Source organism: Paraburkholderia antibiotica (assembly GCF_012927125.1).
Classification (GTDB): domain Bacteria; phylum Pseudomonadota; class Gammaproteobacteria; order Burkholderiales; family Burkholderiaceae; genus Paraburkholderia; species Paraburkholderia antibiotica.
This window is the reverse complement of record NZ_JABBFZ010000042.1, coordinates 1-16,447: the sequence shown is the minus strand read 5'-3', so window position 1 is coordinate 16,447 and position 16,447 is coordinate 1. Positions and strand designations below refer to the sequence as shown.

Below are 16,447 nucleotides of genomic sequence, written 5' to 3'. Positions count from 1 at the left end.
CGTACGCACCGCCTTCGACTGGAAATCAGCCATGAACCAGTTTGCCATCCTGTTCGGCGAGCGTTTTACGCTTGCCCGCGGGTAATCCTTTTTTAACTGCCTCGCACACAAAAAGACGGACAGGCTCGGCATTGCGGATGCACCATATCAACTCGATGTAGGACACGTAGGCTCTACGTCGCATCGGTGCGATGTACGCGCATGCCAGGTAGCGTGTCGAGGAACACGCGGATCGCTTCGTAGCGACTCACGCGCTCCGCATCGCAGCGCGGCACAGATCGGCCGCCTACATCTCGGAGGTTTCAATCGCACTGTCCTCGTCGCTGCCCAGAGCCGCCTCATAGGCAAGCTGCTGCCGGAACCACATGTCGCGCCGCTTGGGGTCCGCCTCAATCCGGCGTGCAATCGCAAGGCTCTCGCGATACTCCATAGCCGCAGCCGTCATCGTCCAGGACACGTTTAGCCCCATGTCCTCAACGGTTGCCCGTAAATCCGCCAGCCCCACACGGAAGAACTCCTTGCGCGGGTTCACCTTGTTGACCTGTGCCTCGAAGAACTTGCGATGTAACGTATGCTCAAGCTCGGGAGCATTCTCCGACCAGATCATCGCGTGAACGTCGAACGAGAACGGCACGCTCGCGTCACCAAGCTCACGGACGCGATCCATCGGCTCAAGGCGACGTGTCAGACCAACCTTGTAAACATGCTCACCGAACGAACCGATGTTGGAAATGATGTAGACGTGTCCGGCCTTCGTCTGTTGCGCCATCGAAAGCGCGCGCTGATTCTTTTCCTCCGCCTGGCGCAACTTCTCTTCAAGCTCTGCAAGCTGGGCCTCGAACTGTGCCTTCTGTTCTTCGGTTGCCTGCGCAATCCGACCTTGGGCTTTCTCCATGGCGCGTCGGATAAGGTCCTCTTCCTTCGCTGCATCACGCATTGCACGCTCGTATTCACGGCGGGCTTTCTCTTCCTCACGCATCTGCTCGCGAATCTGCCGCTGCTCTTCCTTCTCACGTTCGCGAAGTTCGTGAGTGCGAACCGCCCAAACCAATTCTTCGATGCGCGCGTCGATGTATTCCTTTAAGATCCGCGCGCTCCGGAACGCAGCGCCATTGTGGTTCACCAGCGCGGCGGCATCCCTGATTTCCTGCTGCAGTGTGCCAAAATTATCTACCTTGGCACGTGAAAGAATGGAGTCCACCTTCCCGTTGAACGCATCGACCACAAACCGGATAGCGGTGTCGCGACGGGTCTTCTCAACATAGTCGCACTCGGCCGCGCGCTTCTGCGTTGTCATCAATTTCGAATAGTCTCGCGCAACCTTGAGGTGCTTGCCCGCTTCAGTATGCGAATAGGCCTCCGCGAGGTCATCCAGCAGACTGTGACTGGGAATCATGTACGAATCCCCATAGCCTTCGATGACGTTTTTCATCGCGGCAACGGTTGCTGTCAGCCGGTCGGCCTCCTGGAGCGCACGCAGGGCGTCACCACCAATTTCCTGCGCCTGTGTGTTGGCGTCCTCAATAACCTTCGCGGCTTGCAAGCTGGCGCGCGAAATCATTTGCTCAGCCTCGCCCCGTTTCTGCCTGGCCTCGGCAGTCGCGTCTGTCACCAGACGCGCTGCCGCTTCCTCTGCGGCCGCGAGCGACGCAGCCGATTTGCTTTCTGCGAAGCCCAAGACTTGAGCTGCTTCGGCTCTGATTCGGTCAGCTTCGACAGATGTATCGCGTACGTCGGCAAACCGGAGGAGGGAGTCTCTGTCAGCCGTCGTTGCTGCCAGTTGTTCCTTCAAGGTAGCAAGCGCGCTCGTATTCGTCGCGTCACTTTCCTCCTTCGCTGTTCGCAACGCGTCGAAGCGTGCACTTAGATCGGCGGACTCTTTTCTGTTTACCGATAGCGCACTGGAGACAACGGAGTATCGCCAAAGCAGCACGGCGACGAGAATGAATAGAATTATTAGAATTAAGACCACGATTCTTCTCAAAGTCCCGCGAACGATTCGCAGGTTATGTTAGTTAGCTTCATCCAAAAAGACATATTTCCCATTCGTCTTTCGTGGGGAAATAAACGCAAAGTCAGGAAACAACCGGCTTCTCACAAACCAGACATACGCAACTAGTGTCATGTTGATCGCCACCGCTATTGTGGTAGTACCCGGGGCAGTTGAAAATCCCTGGAATGCTCGCGGGAGTTGTGTAAGCGAAATGAGGATAAATCCGTTATAAATATTCGCCTTGTTTTTCGCGAAACCCCATACAAACAGAGCGCCGAAGAGCGCAGCGAGCACACCAAAGATTAATCCCGAAATAGGGGAAATCTGGGCGCCGATACCAAACGCAACAAACATGCCGAATAGAAGTTCGATACAGGCAATCACGGTCAAGGCTCTGATGTGTGCTTTGTTAGCCGCACATCGCTGTGGATCGGCATACGCTGCGATGCGATATGCAAGTACGCGATCCTTGACTCCTTTTCCCGACAAGGCAGTGAAGACGTCCTGCTTTTTTCTTCCGGCGGAAAGCATTCCTTCAATCAAATTACGAGCTTCTTTTTTGTTCATTTTTCATTCTTGTTGGTGAAATTTTTTTACGCATTTGTTCGACAGTTCAGGTATAGAGCTACGAGAATTGTCGCACCCGAAAATACGTCATAGCTGTAAGCACCGAAGCGCGGTGGCAGTCAACCTTTACCGCAGGCTACTTCCACTCCGCGACGCCACTATACCGCGCACAGGTACTCGAATGATGCCGGCGGAAGCTGTAGGTCCCATCACCGCATTTCGCCGATGCGCCCGGTGGAATAGCGCTATCTCTCGTTCTTGATGGGGAATGTACGTCAAGCCATCCTGGTTAACGTAGTGCCCGCGGTACGTAAGATCCGACTCGTCGGGTTGCGTCCACGTATCCTGTCTTGATGTCCGCGCATAAGCCGGTTGAACGATGGATGCCGCTGTAGCGAAAACTGCGGCTTGTTCTTGCGCGGCTTGTAGCAAGAGTAAATTCCATGGGAAGTGAAAACAGGCCTATAAGAGCGGATTTCGGTGAATTCTTTTTCGATGTTAAGTCACGCGTTGGGCCGCTGGCATGGTTTCATCATGCTTAATCGTCGAGTCGCCCAGTGGTCGCCATCTGAGAAAGTGCCGTTTTCTGATCAGCGTACCAGCGCACCAGGCACTCCCGGTCGTGACAAGACCGCTCACGGTAGTTCCACTCCCGACGTGTGCGTTCCTTGAATGCGGCCTGATCTGTAACCGCCGCCTTCGCCTGCAGGAAAATGGTCGCCAGCTCCCGATCATCGCTTGCAAGCTCGGGGTCGGTGCAGATCAAATGTTCTGCGGTTGATCTGGCCTTCGAACAATCGAAGCTAGTCGGATAGAAGACTTTCTGTGCAAGCGGTCCGGAGCTGCTTTCGGATACTTCAGCCGTCGATGTATCTTCGGTAGCCGAGGTTGTCGCTACGTCGACTGATGCAAGCTCGCTGTTTGAGGGTGCACTGACATTGTTGGGCTGACTGACCCGCGATGACAGGTCCCTGTTCGTGTCGCGATGAGACGCTGACGTGCCGTCGATCCGAGCGTCTGGCGGAATACTTTTGTCGTCAATCGCAGTATGAAGGGCAACGTAGGAAAGACACGCCACCGCGAGTACTCCTGCCGCCCAGACCGAATGACCAATCGACTCCTGATTGGCCGGAAGCATCGGGCGACGGCTTACCTCGCTGACAACGAGCGCGTCGAAACGTGCGTTGGATGAAGCAAACGAGGAGCGGATGCGCTTCTGGTCTTTTCGGAATGATCGAAATCGGACGTATGCTAGAAATGCACCTGCAAACACGAGAGCAGAACCGATTAGGCCGCTTGCAAAAACGAGAGCACCTCCAGCAAGCATCAGAAAAATAGGCAGGCCCGAGCCGCAGGAGGCACGGAAATGGCGAATCAGGTCGAGCATGCTCTGTACGGTCTCCGGGATTCCTGTCACCTGGCCACTATTTTCAGAGCAGATTCGCTCGATTTCGTACACGGCTTTCATCGCTTTCTCCTTTTCGCTGAGCGATATGGAATGCAAGTCGCTCGCCAATGTGGTGGCGTCACCCGTTACACGTAATAGCGGACGTAGCTTGCCAGCGACCGCGCTGTGCTCCTCCAAGGACATTGCATCGTCCAGATGATCCGCAAGCGCGTATGTCCCGTGAGAAAGAAGATAAGCGCGCAATGCATGTGAAACGCGCTTCTCGACCGTATTGGAAAAATCCAGTGCTGCCTGTTCGCGTTTAGAAAGTCCTTCAATTTGTGCCATTTGTACCTGTATCCCGCCGTATCTAATGTATGCGCGCCGCACGTGGAGTGGCTAGGCCCTCGGCCACCACCACGCCTCATTACGCCCGCCGATTTCGCAGAAGATCTAGCCGTAAGCCGCTGCTGTTAAAGGCTACGATTGAATATCAAGAAAATTTGACCTTGATGTGGGTCTTGGTTCCCCTCTGTGTCTTGGACTCGAAATTCGCGGTCCATTGAGACCGCAAAGATAGTGAAAGGCCACGATTCGGGACAGATCTAGCCTGTAAAAATTTTCTACCTCGGAAGCTATTCCGACTCAATCCAGCAAGGTCTGAAAATCTGTCAGCTATTGCCATAAAACGATGATGCTGCTGGCCGATCATCGGGTTTGGTGAGTCTTGCGGTCATCGCTGGCCTTTACAGTTTTTGACCCGATCGTAGATAAACGGGATATCAGTAAGTTTGCAAAGGCGCGTGATAAGCGCAGGGTCAGTCATGTAGTTGTGCAGGGTGACGTTTCGGACTGGAGTGAGTCAACAAGAATAAATTGAGATATTCTGGGATTGACAATTATTTACGATAATTTTTCATATTTAATTTCTATTGCATATTTTTGCTGACGGGAGACGAATAAAAATCAGCACTAAGCCGCTTGGGTTTGGTATGGAAACTGACATCGGTCGGTACTTCGTTGTAGAAGCGCCTGGCGTCGCAGGTGCCATGTGCAGTTTCTGATCGTAGTAGTTGATTTGGTGAGGTGGTGATGTCGGTGGTCTATACGAATTTGGCCCTTCCTTGATTTGTTGTTGGCTAATAGACCAATAACAAATCAGGACCTATCCGTAATTTTGTGGGCGAGGCCTATCATGAGAGGTAAAAGTCATGGATATGCCGATGAAGAAGAAACGCACTGTCGCTTCTCAGGCAGCGGCCCGAGGGCCGCTGCCTGCCCTGCCGGAAGGTCTGCTGGATGACCTGGTCAAAGGCCCGATGACGCCCACCGAGGTCCAGGACCTGATGCTGGCATTCAACAAGGCACTCATCGAGCGCGCGATGGGCGCCGAGATGAAGATGCATCTGGGCTACCCGGCGGGTCAGCCCAAACCCGACGGCGAGAGCAACGAACGCAACGGTGCCAGCGGCAAGACGCTCATCACCGATTATGGCCCGCTCAGGGTCGATCTGCCGCGCGATCGTGACGGCAGTTTTGAGCCCGTCCTGATTCCGAAACACGAGCGCCGTTTTACCGGTTTCGATGAACGCATCATCGCCATGTACGCGCGCGGCATGAGTGTGCGCGAGATCCGGGCATTTCTGGCCGAAGCCTATGGCACCGAGGTTTCACCCGATTTCATCAGCTCGGTTACCGACGAGGTGATGGCCGAAACGCTCGCCTGGCAGAGCCGTCCGCTCGAGGTGATGTACCCGGTGGTGTTCTTCGATGCGCTGCGCGTGAAGATCCGCGATGACGGCGTGGTCAGCAACAAGGCCGTCTATCTGGCGCTGGGCATCCAGGCTGACGGCCAGCGCGACGTGCCCGGCCTGTGGATCGAACAGACCGAGGGTGCCAGGTTCTGGCTCAAGGTGTTCAACGAGCTCAAAACGCGCGGCTGCCAGGACATCCTGATCGCGGTGGTCGACGGCCTGAAGGGACTGGCCGAGGCGATTGGCACGGCATACCCGCGTACGACCGTGCAGACCTGCATCGTGCACCTGATGCGCAACAGTCTGGAGTACGCGAGCTACAAGGATCGCAAGGCCGTCGCTGCCGCGCTCAGGCCCATCTATACCGCGGTGAATGAGCAGGCCGCGCTGCAAGCCCTGGCAGCCTTCGCCGAAGGGCCGTGGGGAACGAAGTATCCGACCATCGTGCAATCCTGGCGGCGAGCATGGGAAAACGTCACGCCATTTTTTGTGTTTCCACCGGAGATACGCCGGGTGGTGTACACCACAAACGCCATTGAGAGTCTGAACATGCAACTGCGCAAGATCATCAAGACCCGTGGACACTTCCCCAACGACGAGGCCGCCATCAAGCTTCTCTGGCTCGCTCTGCGCAATGTACTGGCCAAGTCCGTACGGGCCACCTTCGACTGGAAATCAGCCATGAACCAGTTTGCCATCCTGTTTGGTGAGCGCTTCACCAACGCACGCGGCTAAATCCGCTAACCGCCTCGCACACAAAAATGCGGACAGGTTCAGATGATGGCCGAGCGGGGTTTGTCGCTGACGTACACGACGATCATGCGCTGGGTAAAGCGCTTTACGCCGGAGTTCGTCAAGCGCTGGAACCGTTTCGCAACCCCCGCGGGACAGTCGTGGCGCGTCGACGAAACGTATGTGAAGCTCCGTGGCAAATGGATCTATCTCTACCGGGCGGTGGATCGGGCCGGCCGGACAGTGGACTGCATGCTCAGGGCGAAGCGCGATGTGAATGCGGCCAAAGCGTTTTTCAGCAAGGCCATCAAACATCAGGGCCAGCCACCGGAGACGATCACGCTCGATGGATACGCGGCCTCGCACCGGGCCGTGCGTGAGATGAAGGCCGATGGCGTACTGCCTGAGGACACGAAGGTCCGGACCTCGAAGTACCTGAACAACCTGATCGAGCAGGACCATAGAAACATCAAGTCCAGAACGAACGTGATGCTCGGCTTCAAACGGTTCAGGAGTGCCGCGATCACGATTTCAGGGATCGAGTTGATGCACCGCATTCGCAAGGGTCAGTTCGATCTCTACGCTCTTGGACTCAAGGATACCGCTGCGCCATCCGTCTGGAATGCCGTCCTGTTCAATAAATAAGGTATCCTTATTTATTGAAGGCATCTCCGCCCCATCGGCTATTTGCACCAGAGCCATATCGCGCAGGCTCAGGCTGAACCGGAAATACCAGCCAACCGCGCGGCTTATGACGACGGCAGGGAAGCGGTGGCCGTGATAAAGCGATTTTGTCTTCTTCATCGCTTCATTCTACCGCCGCCTCTCCATCAACCTGACAGTGCCGCGGCAAGCTGTTCAAGACGATATCCGTAGCCGTAGACGGGCGCCAGTCGGTATCCGCCTTCCGGGCGCAGGCCGAGTTTCGTGCGCAACAACGAAACGTGCGTATCCATCGTCCGTGACGAAACGTCGGGCGCCTGCTTCCACACCAGCTCGGCAATGTGCGCGCGTGACAGCGGCCGCCCGAGATTCTGGAACAGCAACAGTGCGAGCGCGAATTCACGCTGCGTTACAGTTACTGGTATCCCGTTTTTCAAGACCTGTCCTGAAGGTAGATCAAACTCGAAATCGCCAAAGACCTCTTTCGTAGACAAGGGATTGATCGCATACGCACGACGCAACAACGCTGAGACACGCGCGAGCAGCACACCGGAGGTGACGGGCTTGATGAGATAGTCGTCCGCGCCGGCGTTCAGTATTGACGTGATGTCGTCTTCGCGACCGCGTGCGGTCATGAAAATCACCGGAGTGCGCTCCGCCTGGCTTTCCCGGACCCATTGCAATACATCCTTGCCACTCAGGTCCGGCACCTCCCAGTCAAGCAGCAGCAGATCGAAAGTTTGCCGCCGTAGGGCGTGAACAAGCGCCTTCCCCTTCGAAAATTCATGGCAACTGTACCCGGCCGTTGACAACGTTTCCATGACTAAAGCCGCCTGGACTGGATCGTCCTCGAGTATCGCAATTCTCATTCGTCCTCTCATGAGCGTTCACCGCGTCGCGGTGAATTATTTTTAACAATTTGACAATTTTAACCAATTTCTGCATACCGTTCACCCGCTACAAACCCCAGTGAACGGCTGCGATGCCGCTGCGGCGACCCGATAGAACCCTGGTGAGCCGAACCGCGCCACAGAGGCGGCAATACGCGCAGGGCCACGGGTCCCGCGCTGCGACATTGACGGTTAGGGAACTCCTGATGTGCTCCATCTAAGCTTGACCTGTTCGACGGACAGATTGGTTGGGTCACGATCTGGCGATCTACGGCCCGCCTCATCACGGGGTGATCGCCTCAGATCCACGATGCACCAGGCAGCGGCTCTTTCCAGATTGGTCGGGAAATGCGATGACTCGCTCAAATGCCGCCGATCGGATAAGAATTGCCATCACACGCGCGAACGACCAATGTCCGCAACTCGCCAAACGACGAATTTCTCCTCATTTGATCCCGTCACGCGACTGCCATGCATCAATCAGGCATTGATCTATCGGTCATCGCCTTGGAGCTAATATGACAATGAAGGAGCGGGGCAGCGCGAAACACAGCGCAAATAGCAAACCCAGTTGCGGATATTTAAAGGCGGCTTTCATTGTGTTTTCGCTTTTATTGGCCGTACTGCATATCTATCCTGCTCGCCGCTTGATTATTACTGCGACAAAACTATCCGCCGAGCTTATTCGAACAGAACTGCCCTTCTGATAACTCTGGCCGGTCTTATGCGAATATTATTATTTAGGTTTTTAAAACATAGAAAAAGTGTCTGTTCGATAGGCTACGCAAACATTTAAAAAACAACTCCGGACTACCTCCGATGGCGATGACCGGTGATGGCGAAGCCGGAAGCGCAACATCCTTTACCGTCAAGGCTTTTGGTGCTTCCTGGTTGAATGAGTGGACCTGATTCAGAACCTCAGAAATCGAATGGTCAAGGTTGATTTTCAATTGTTAACTTTCTGTATGCAGATTTATCGGTACGATTCGCCTCGTTCAGTGAGCTGCAGTTACATCTGATTGCATGTTGGGGGCGAAACTGGCAGATGCGTTTTAAATATTTTTTAGTTGGTCGCAATTCTAATAAGTATGCGTCGGCAGGAAGAAATGTCCGATGTGTAACTCCAGATGAAAGTGTGCAGCCGCGGGCGGTGGTCGATGCCCGACAGGTTGGCATTCTCCAGATTGTTGGTCGCTGAGGTCGCAATTGCGCGATGTCGGAAATTCCCGCGTAACGGGTTTTCGGCAGAACCACGTATGCGCGCCCCAGTTTCACAGCCGCTGCTTCGTTTTGTTTGAATTTTCTATTTCATTTATGCATCGGGAGATGCTTTCATGTCGCTCAACAAGATCCTGCTCGCCACCGCTTTGCTCGCCACTGCTGGCCTGTCCCTTCCCGCCACCGCCGCCGGCCCTGCCACGGCCACCTTTCAGGTGATGATCACGATCCAGCAGGCGTGCTCCGTGACGGCTGGCGCTGCCTCCAACATCAACCTCGGCACCGTGAGTTCCACTGCGGTGAACACCACCGGCAGCAACACCATTAGCGTGACCTGCTCGAAGACCACGCCATACTACGTTGGCCTCGCGCCGTCGGCGGCCAACGGCGGCACCACCACCGGTAGCGGTGCGATGAGCACGGCCGACGCGCTGGCGGGGAACACCGACAAGGTGCCGTACCAGCTGAGTTCCACCCCCGGCCCCTCGGGTACGCCATGGGGCAATACCGCAACCTCGACATCGGTGGGCAATGGCGTGGCCGGTACCGGTACGGGCCTCGCGCAATCGCTGACGGTTTATGCCACTGCCGCCAGCGCCAACTTCACGCCGGACAGCTATGCTGATACTGTTACCGTCAACGTGAACTTCTGACCTCCGTCATGAAACGTACCTGGTTGCTGCGTGCGCTGTGCAGCGGTCTGCTCGTCAGTTTGCTGGCGGCAGGCGGAAGTGCCGATGCGAGCGGTTTGCAGGTGGCACCCACTACCCTCAGTCTGAAGGCTTCGCAGAATGCCGATGGATTATGGCTCAGCAATACCGGCGACAGCGTGGTGCATGCCCAGGTGCGCGTGTACCACTGGACGCAGGATAGCCAGGGCGATCAACTCGCGGAGTCGCGCGGTCTGGTAGTCAGCCCACCAATGCTTCAACTGGCGGCAGGCGATCGCCAACTGGTACGGGTCATCCGGGTAGGTGCGCCGCCCAATGGTGCCGGCGCGGTGGAAGACGCTTACCGGTTAGCAATCGACGAGTTGCCGGTCAACGCGCAAGGCAAGCCGGGGTTGCAGTTCGTGCTGCATTACTCGGTGCCCGTCTTCATCCAGCCTGCCGGAGCGGCCGCCGCTCCACCACAATTGCAATGGAGTCTGTCGCGTGATGGCGATCATGTGACGCTGCAGGTGAGCAATCAGGGTGGTAGCCATGCCCAGCTGGCGGGTCTGAGTTATATCGACTCCACGGGTCGGCGTACCGACATCACCCCGGGCCTGCTTGGCTACGTTTTACCGGGCGCAACCAGGCACTGGATGCTGAAGCCATCCGCGGCAGTTTTTGCATCTGGTGGCACTCTTGAGGCAATGGTGAATGGCGAGAAGGCCACGCAAAATCTGTCGTTGGCCGATCGTTCTCACTGAAGCTATCCTGCTTCAGAGCCTGCTCGTGTCTGGCAGTCATGCCGCCGATACGGCCACGCCGGCCGGCTCTGCAGCCAATACCACGCAGCTCACCGACAGCAGTGACAGCGTGACCCGTCTCGGCGGTACCGACCTGTACCTTGAGGCCACCCTCAACGGTGCCCAGGGTGGTCTGGCGCATTTCGGTTACCTCGACGGCGAGCTATGGGCCAGCATCGCAACCTTGCATGAGCTTGGTTTTGCACTGCCGGCCAGCACACCCGATCCGGTACGCCTGAATAGTCTGAATGGGGTGCAAGTGAACTACGACGCCAGTCGCCAGGCTGTAGCCATCAGCGCGCCCCTGAGCATGCTCAGGCTGGACACGACAGTGCTCAATGCGCCCGACAACAGCCGTCCCCACGCAACCGCCTCGCCCGGCGTCCTGCTGAACTATGACATCTTCGGGACCGAGGGCCAGCAGGGCAGCAGCCTGAGCGGGTTCACCGAACTGCGCGCCTTCAACGGCAGTGGTGTATTCAGCTCCACGGCACTCTCGCAGGCCACCCACAGCAACGGCACGGGTTGGCAGAACCGTTCCGTGCGTCTGGATACCAGCTGGAGTACCTCGTTTCCGGACAGCCTGCTGACGTTGCGGCTCGGCGACACGCTGACTGACGCGTTGTCGTGGTCGCGCTCCACCCGCATCGCGGGCGTACAGCTGGGCACCAATTTCACGTTACAGCCCTATCTGGTTACCGCGCCGCTACCGGCCTTCTTCGGGTCGGCCACGCTGCCCTCGAATGTACAACTGTTCATCAACGGCATGCAGCAATACAACGGCCAGGTGCCGGCGGGGCCGTTCCAGCTCAACACGATCCCCAACATCAGCGGCGCCGGCAACGCGCAAGTCGTGCTGACGGATGCACTGGGCCGCGCCACCACCCTTAATTTCTCGTTGTACGACGAACAGCAATTGCTGAAGCAGGGCCTCTCCGACTGGTCGGCGGAATTCGGTGTCGTGCGCGAGAACTACGGGCTGACCTCGTTCAGCTACGGCCATGATCCCATTGGCAGTGGCACGTGGCGCTACGGTGTCAGCGACCACCTCACGGTCGAAGCACACGCCGAGGGTACCAGCAGGCTGATCAACGGCGGTGGCGGCGCCGCCTTGCTGCTGGGCAGCGCCGGTGGCGTAGTTTCCGCGTCACTGGCGCAGAGCGCGTATGCGGGTCATACTGGCTCGCTGTACGGGCTGGGTTACAGCTGGCGCAACGATCGCTTCAATTTCAGCGTCAACGGTATTCACACCCGGGGCCAATACAGCGATGTGGCTACGCTTTATGGGCCTCCGCCGCCCAACCTCAGCGGGCAGGCGGTCGCCGGCTACAGCACCGATCATCTGGGCAGTTTCGGCGTGAGCTACGTGCAATTGCGCTACCCACAGCAGGATGTCACCCGTTTTGCCAGCGCGTACTGGTCCAAATCCATCGGGCGGTCGTTGTCGCTGAGTCTCAGCTTCAACCAGAATATCGGGAACGCGGCAAGTCGAAGTATGTTTCTGGTGGCCACTATCGCACTGGAACACAACGTGACGGTGAGCAGCAGCGTACAGCGCACTGGCAACAGTACCGGATTCGTCGTCAATGCGAGCCAGTCACCGCCGAGTGAGGGGGGCTTCAGTTGGCGCGCGGCCCTGCGTCAGGGCGATGACCAGAATGGCGGGCAGGGTGAAGTCGATTATCTGGGGCGCTACGGCCAGGTGCAGGCTGGTGTCAATTCCGTCGGCCAAACCCGCTACGGGTATGCCGGTGCCACCGGCGCGCTGGTGCTGATGGGCGGCGACGTCTTTGCCACACGGCAGATCAGCACGGGTTTCGCCGTGATATCCACCGATGGCATTGCTCATGTGCCAGTGAAGCTCGAGAACAATCTGATCGGCACGACCGACAGTCAGGGTATGCTGTTGGTCTCGCCGCTGAATGCCTATCAGAACAACCAGCTCAGCATTGATCCAATGGATCTTCCCGCGGACGTACGGATCGATCGCGTCAAGGCGCTCGCAACGCCCACCGACCGCGCCGGAACGCTGGTGCGCTTTGGCATTACCCCGATCCGCGCTGCCTCGGTCATCCTGCATGACGACAGCGGCCAGCCCCTGCCACTCGGCAGCCGCGTGACCATCCAGGGCCAGGCCGACACCGGTTCCATGACCGGCTTCGACGGCACGGTCTACCTGGACACCCTGGACGAGCACAATACGCTCATCGTCCACACGCCCACAGGCGTGTGCCGGGCAAGTTTTGATTACCACAACGCGAGCCAGACCATTCCCTCGATCGGTCCGCTCCTTTGTCGCAAGGACGCCTCCCCATGAGCCACCGCTGTCAACGCACGCTACTGCTCATCCTGATGCTGCTGACCGGCGGCCTTGGCCTGCCGCACCCCGCTCAAGCCCAGACCATCAGTTGCGTCAACCCCACCATCAGCAATGTCCAGTTCGGCACCGTCGACTTCACGACCGGCACCATCAATGTCAGCGGTTCGATCGGGTGGTCCTGTACCAGCACAGGGATCCTGGGTCTTTTCCTGTCACCCCAGGCAAACATTGTGATGTGCCTGAACCTCAATACCGGCACCGGTGGTGCCCAGGCCACCCCGCGTCTGCTCAGCAACGGCAGCAACACCCTGCAATACCAGCTGTATGCCAACGCGACGCATAGCCAGATATGGGGTTCCACGGCGACCTCGGGGACACCGATACCGTTGGGTATTTCTGTGGCGATTCCAGCCGGGCTGATCCTGTCGACCACGGTCACCGGCCAGACCCCGTTCTATGCACAGTTGCCTGGCGGACAGACGACCGCCCCGGCCGGTACTTACAACAGTACGCTCTCTGCCACCGTCAACGGTTCCTACAACACGAATACGAGCACGCCACCGGGTTCCTGCACGAGCGGCCCGAACACCCTCACTGCCGGGAGTGCGACATTTCTCGCGTCCGCTACGGTGCAGAAGGCCTGCGTCGTCACCGCCAACAACGTCAACCTTGGCGCAGTTCCCTTTACCGCCGTCAACACCACCGCCAGCAATACCCTCAGCGTGACCTGCACCAATGGCACGCCTTATTTCGTGGGCCTGGCGCCTTCAAACGGCAACACCGCGGGTGCCGGCGTCATGAAGGGCACCCGCAGTGGCAACACTGATCAGGTGCCTTACCAGCTCAGTTCGACACCCGGCCCGGGCGGAACGCCGTGGGGCAACACAGCCACCTCGACGACGACAGGCAACGGTAAAGCCGGTAGTGGAAGCGGTCTGGCCCAGTCGCTCACAGTCTACGCAACCGCGCCCAGTGCCAACTACACGCCAGACAGTTACGCCGATACCGTTACCGTCAATGTGAACTATTAGGGGCCGCCTGGATGTGAGGATGTATCTCGAAGACCCGCTCGTGCGAGCGCAACACCGGGCATGGATGGAGTACGGCTCAACCGTGTTGAGCCGTACTGGTGGATTCTACTCAGCGGCCGACGCCGGGGCATTCGACGTGCGCCGAGAAGAACTCGCGCAGTTGTATGCCCGCGTGGAGGCTTTCTTGTCTGCGCGGGACCACCAAGGCCCGTACTTTGCCGGCGAAACCTTCAGCCTGGTTGATGCCGTTTTCGCACCCATCTTTCGCTATTTCGACGTGCTCGACGAGGTCGCCGAATTCGGTGTGTTTTCACATACACCGAACGTGAGGGCTCTGGTTCAAATAGGCTTACCGGATCGGTTAAAGTGGCGATCCAATCAATCTGGTGGCCGGTGATGAGCAAGCGGAAAGGTCAGGAGGGGGTATTCGACGGTCGGCATTTTGATCGTGAGATCATTGTTCTGTGCGTGCGTTGGTACCTTCGCTACAAGCTCAGTCTGCGCGATCTGGTCGAGATGATGGCCGAGCGGGGTTTGTCGCTGGCGCATACGACGATCATGCGCTGGGTAAAGCGCTTTACGCCGGAATTCGTCAAGCGCTGGAATCGCTTTGCCACGGCAGCAGGCCGATCGTGGCGCGTAGACGAAACCTACGTGAAGCTCCGTGGCAAATGGGTTTATCTGTACCGGGCAGTGGATAGGTCCGGCCAGACGGTAGACTTCATACTCAGAGCAAAACGCGACGTGGCTGCGGCGAAAGCCTTTTTCAGCAAGGCCATCAAACATCAGGGCCAGCCTCCGAAGACGATCACGCTCGATGGACATGCTGCCTCACACCGGGCAGTACGTGAGATGAAGGCCGGTGGATTGCTGCCTGAGGACACGAAGGTCCGGACCTCAAAGTACCTGAACAACCTGATCGAGCAGGACCATAGAAACATCAAGTCCAGAACGAACGTGATGCTCGGCTTCAAACGGTTCAGGAGTGCCGCGATCACGATTTCAGGGATCGAGTTGATGCACCGCATTCGCAAGGGTCAGTTCGACCTCTGTGCTCTGGGGCTCAAGGATACCGCTGCGCACTCCGTCTGGAATGCCGTCCTCTTCAATAAATAAGGCATCCTTATTTATTGAAGACAATTCCGCCCCACTAGCTATTTGCACCAGAGTCGCCGAGATGAAGATGCATCTGGGCTACCCGGCGGGTCAGCCCAAACCCGACGGCGAGAGCAACGAACGCAACGGTGCCAGCGGCAAGACGCTCATCACCGATTATGGCCCGCTCAGGGTCGATCTGCCGCGCGATCGTGACGGCAGTTTTGAGCCCGTCCTGATTCCGAAACACGAGCGCCGTTTTACCGGTTTCGATGAACGCATCATCGCCATGTACGCGCGCGGCATGAGTGTGCGCGAGATCCAGGCATTTCTGGCCGAAGCCTATGGCAGCGAGGTTTCACCCGATTTCATCAGCTCGGTTACCGACGAGGTGATGGCCGAAACGCTCGCCTGGCAGAGCCGTCCGCTCGAGGTGATGTACCCGGTGGTGTTCTTCGATGCGCTGCGCGTGAAGATCCGCGATGACGGCGTGGTCAGCAACAAGGCCGTCTATCTGGCGCTGGGCATCCAGGCTGACGGCCAGCGCGACGTGCCCGGCCTGTGGATCGAACAGACCGAGGGTGCCAGGTTCTGGCTCAAGGTGTTCAACGAGCTCAAAACGCGCGGCTGCCAGGACATCCTGATCGCGGTGGTCGACGGCCTGAAGGGACTGGCCGAGGCGATTGGCACGGCATACCCGCGTACGACCGTGCAGACCTGCATCGTGCACCTGATGCGCAACAGTCTGGAGTACGCGAGCTACAAGGATCGCAAGGCCGTCGCTGCCGCGCTCAGGCCCATCTATACCGCGGTGAATGAGCAGGCCGCGCTGCAAGCCCTGGCAGCCTTCGCCGAAGGGCCGTGGGGAACGAAGTATCCGACCATCGTGCAATCCTGGCGGCGAGCATGGGAAAACGTCACGTCATTTTTTGTGTTTCCACCGGAGATACGCCGGGTGGTGTACACCACAAACGCCATTGAGAGTCTGAACATGCAACTGCGCAAGATCATCAAGACCCGTGGACACTTCCCCAACGACGAGGCCGCCATCAAGCTTCTCTGGCTCGCTCTGCGCAATGTACTGGCCAAGTCCGTACGGGCCACCTTCGACTGGAAATCAGCCATGAACCAGTTTGCCATCCTGTTTGGTGAGCGCTTCACCAACGCACGCGGCTAAATCCGCTAACCGCCTCGCACACAAAAATGCGGACAGGTTCATAGATATGGATCGATCCAACGCAGCCATAGCATCGATATTCTCCTACGGCCCAAGTGCGGCCGAAGCAGTCGATCATCGCGAAATGTCTCGCGTAGTTGAACGTCGTTGAAGCATCAAATTCGAAG

General features: G+C 57.5%; 15 protein-coding genes and 2 pseudogenes. 10 read left to right on the top strand and 7 right to left on the bottom strand.

The window, feature by feature from the left end; all coding sequences use genetic code 11:
* Positions 1 to 286: 286 nt before the first annotated feature.
* The 4 genes from HHL14_RS32280 to HHL14_RS32980 all read right to left on the bottom strand — a co-directional run bounded on the left by HHL14_RS32280 (position 287) and on the right by HHL14_RS32980 (position 4,295).
* On the bottom strand, positions 287 to 1,792 hold the full coding sequence (locus HHL14_RS32280) for a DUF4041 domain-containing protein (RefSeq protein ID WP_230413305.1): 1,506 nt from the start codon (positions 1,790 to 1,792) through the stop codon (positions 287 to 289).
* A gap of 219 nt (positions 1,793 to 2,011) precedes the next feature.
* The gene (locus tag HHL14_RS32275) at positions 2,012 to 2,560 is read right to left on the bottom strand and encodes a hypothetical protein (protein ID WP_169501657.1); all 549 of its coding nucleotides are present in this window, start codon (positions 2,558 to 2,560) and stop codon (positions 2,012 to 2,014) included.
* Between the two features lie 136 nt (positions 2,561 to 2,696).
* Positions 2,697 to 2,801 (bottom strand): DUF3761 domain-containing protein, encoded by a 105-nt coding sequence (locus HHL14_RS34045; protein WP_407945325.1) that lies wholly within the window; start codon positions 2,799 to 2,801, stop codon positions 2,697 to 2,699.
* Between the two features lie 297 nt (positions 2,802 to 3,098).
* Positions 3,099 to 4,295: a lysozyme inhibitor LprI family protein gene (locus HHL14_RS32980; protein WP_206002620.1), complete on the bottom strand. Its 1,197-nt coding sequence runs from the start codon at positions 4,293 to 4,295 to the stop codon at positions 3,099 to 3,101.
* An 869-nt stretch (positions 4,296 to 5,164) separates the two neighbouring features.
* On the opposite strand from HHL14_RS32980, the gene HHL14_RS32260 reads away from it, so the two are divergent.
* Together HHL14_RS32260 and HHL14_RS32255 are read left to right on the top strand one after the other, a co-directional pair.
* Positions 5,165 to 6,436: an IS256 family transposase gene (locus tag HHL14_RS32260; protein ID WP_407945324.1), complete on the top strand. Its 1,272-nt coding sequence runs from the start codon at positions 5,165 to 5,167 to the stop codon at positions 6,434 to 6,436.
* 36 nt (positions 6,437 to 6,472) lie between these two features.
* A pseudogene (locus HHL14_RS32255) lies at positions 6,473 to 7,078 on the top strand (IS6 family transposase); the annotation flags it as partial.
* Positions 7,079 to 7,132: 54 nt separating this feature from the next.
* On the opposite strand, the pseudogene HHL14_RS32250 reads toward HHL14_RS32255, so the two are convergent.
* Both HHL14_RS32250 and HHL14_RS32245 read right to left on the bottom strand, forming a co-directional pair.
* Positions 7,133 to 7,237 (bottom strand): annotated as a pseudogene (locus HHL14_RS32250) (IS6 family transposase); the annotation flags it as partial.
* 26 nt (positions 7,238 to 7,263) lie between these two features.
* Positions 7,264 to 7,965: a response regulator transcription factor gene (locus HHL14_RS32245; RefSeq protein ID WP_169501655.1), complete on the bottom strand. Its 702-nt coding sequence runs from the start codon at positions 7,963 to 7,965 to the stop codon at positions 7,264 to 7,266.
* 539 nt (positions 7,966 to 8,504) lie between these two features.
* Between HHL14_RS32245 and HHL14_RS32240 the strand changes: the two genes are divergently transcribed.
* The 8 genes from HHL14_RS32240 to HHL14_RS32205 all read left to right on the top strand — a co-directional run bounded on the left by HHL14_RS32240 (position 8,505) and on the right by HHL14_RS32205 (position 16,280).
* Complete coding sequence (locus HHL14_RS32240) at positions 8,505 to 8,693, top strand: hypothetical protein (protein ID WP_169501654.1); 189 nt, start codon at positions 8,505 to 8,507, stop codon at positions 8,691 to 8,693.
* A 627-nt stretch (positions 8,694 to 9,320) separates the two neighbouring features.
* Positions 9,321 to 9,857, top strand: coding sequence for a spore coat protein U domain-containing protein (locus HHL14_RS32235; RefSeq protein ID WP_169501653.1), 537 nt, complete (start codon positions 9,321 to 9,323; stop codon positions 9,855 to 9,857).
* 8 nt (positions 9,858 to 9,865) lie between these two features.
* Positions 9,866 to 10,618, top strand: coding sequence for a fimbrial biogenesis chaperone (locus HHL14_RS32230; RefSeq protein ID WP_169501652.1), 753 nt, complete (start codon positions 9,866 to 9,868; stop codon positions 10,616 to 10,618).
* Between the two features lie 25 nt (positions 10,619 to 10,643).
* Positions 10,644 to 12,974, top strand: a complete 2,331-nt coding sequence (locus tag HHL14_RS32225; protein WP_329601775.1) for a fimbria/pilus outer membrane usher protein — start codon at positions 10,644 to 10,646, stop codon at positions 12,972 to 12,974.
* Positions 12,971 to 14,008 (top strand): Csu type fimbrial protein, encoded by a 1,038-nt coding sequence (locus HHL14_RS32220; protein ID WP_206002619.1) that lies wholly within the window; start codon positions 12,971 to 12,973, stop codon positions 14,006 to 14,008. Before HHL14_RS32225 ends, HHL14_RS32220 begins: the two co-directional genes overlap by 4 nt.
* Positions 14,009 to 14,027: 19 nt before the next feature.
* A complete protein-coding gene (locus HHL14_RS32215; RefSeq protein ID WP_169501650.1) occupies positions 14,028 to 14,405 on the top strand; it encodes a glutathione S-transferase family protein in 378 nt (125 codons plus the stop codon).
* On the top strand, positions 14,405 to 15,124 hold the full coding sequence (locus HHL14_RS32210; RefSeq protein WP_169501649.1) for an IS6 family transposase: 720 nt from the start codon (positions 14,405 to 14,407) through the stop codon (positions 15,122 to 15,124). Before HHL14_RS32215 ends, HHL14_RS32210 begins: the two co-directional genes overlap by 1 nt.
* Positions 15,102 to 16,280, top strand: coding sequence for an IS256 family transposase (locus HHL14_RS32205; RefSeq protein WP_230413304.1), 1,179 nt, complete (start codon positions 15,102 to 15,104; stop codon positions 16,278 to 16,280). The genes HHL14_RS32210 and HHL14_RS32205 overlap by 23 nt, the downstream gene beginning before the upstream one ends.
* On the opposite strand, the gene HHL14_RS32975 is transcribed toward HHL14_RS32205, so the two are convergent.
* Positions 16,261 to 16,447, bottom strand: a 187-nt coding sequence (locus HHL14_RS32975) for a hypothetical protein (RefSeq protein WP_206002618.1), incomplete at its 5' end; no start/stop codon positions are given. The two genes, HHL14_RS32205 and HHL14_RS32975, sit on opposite strands and share 20 nt — an antisense overlap.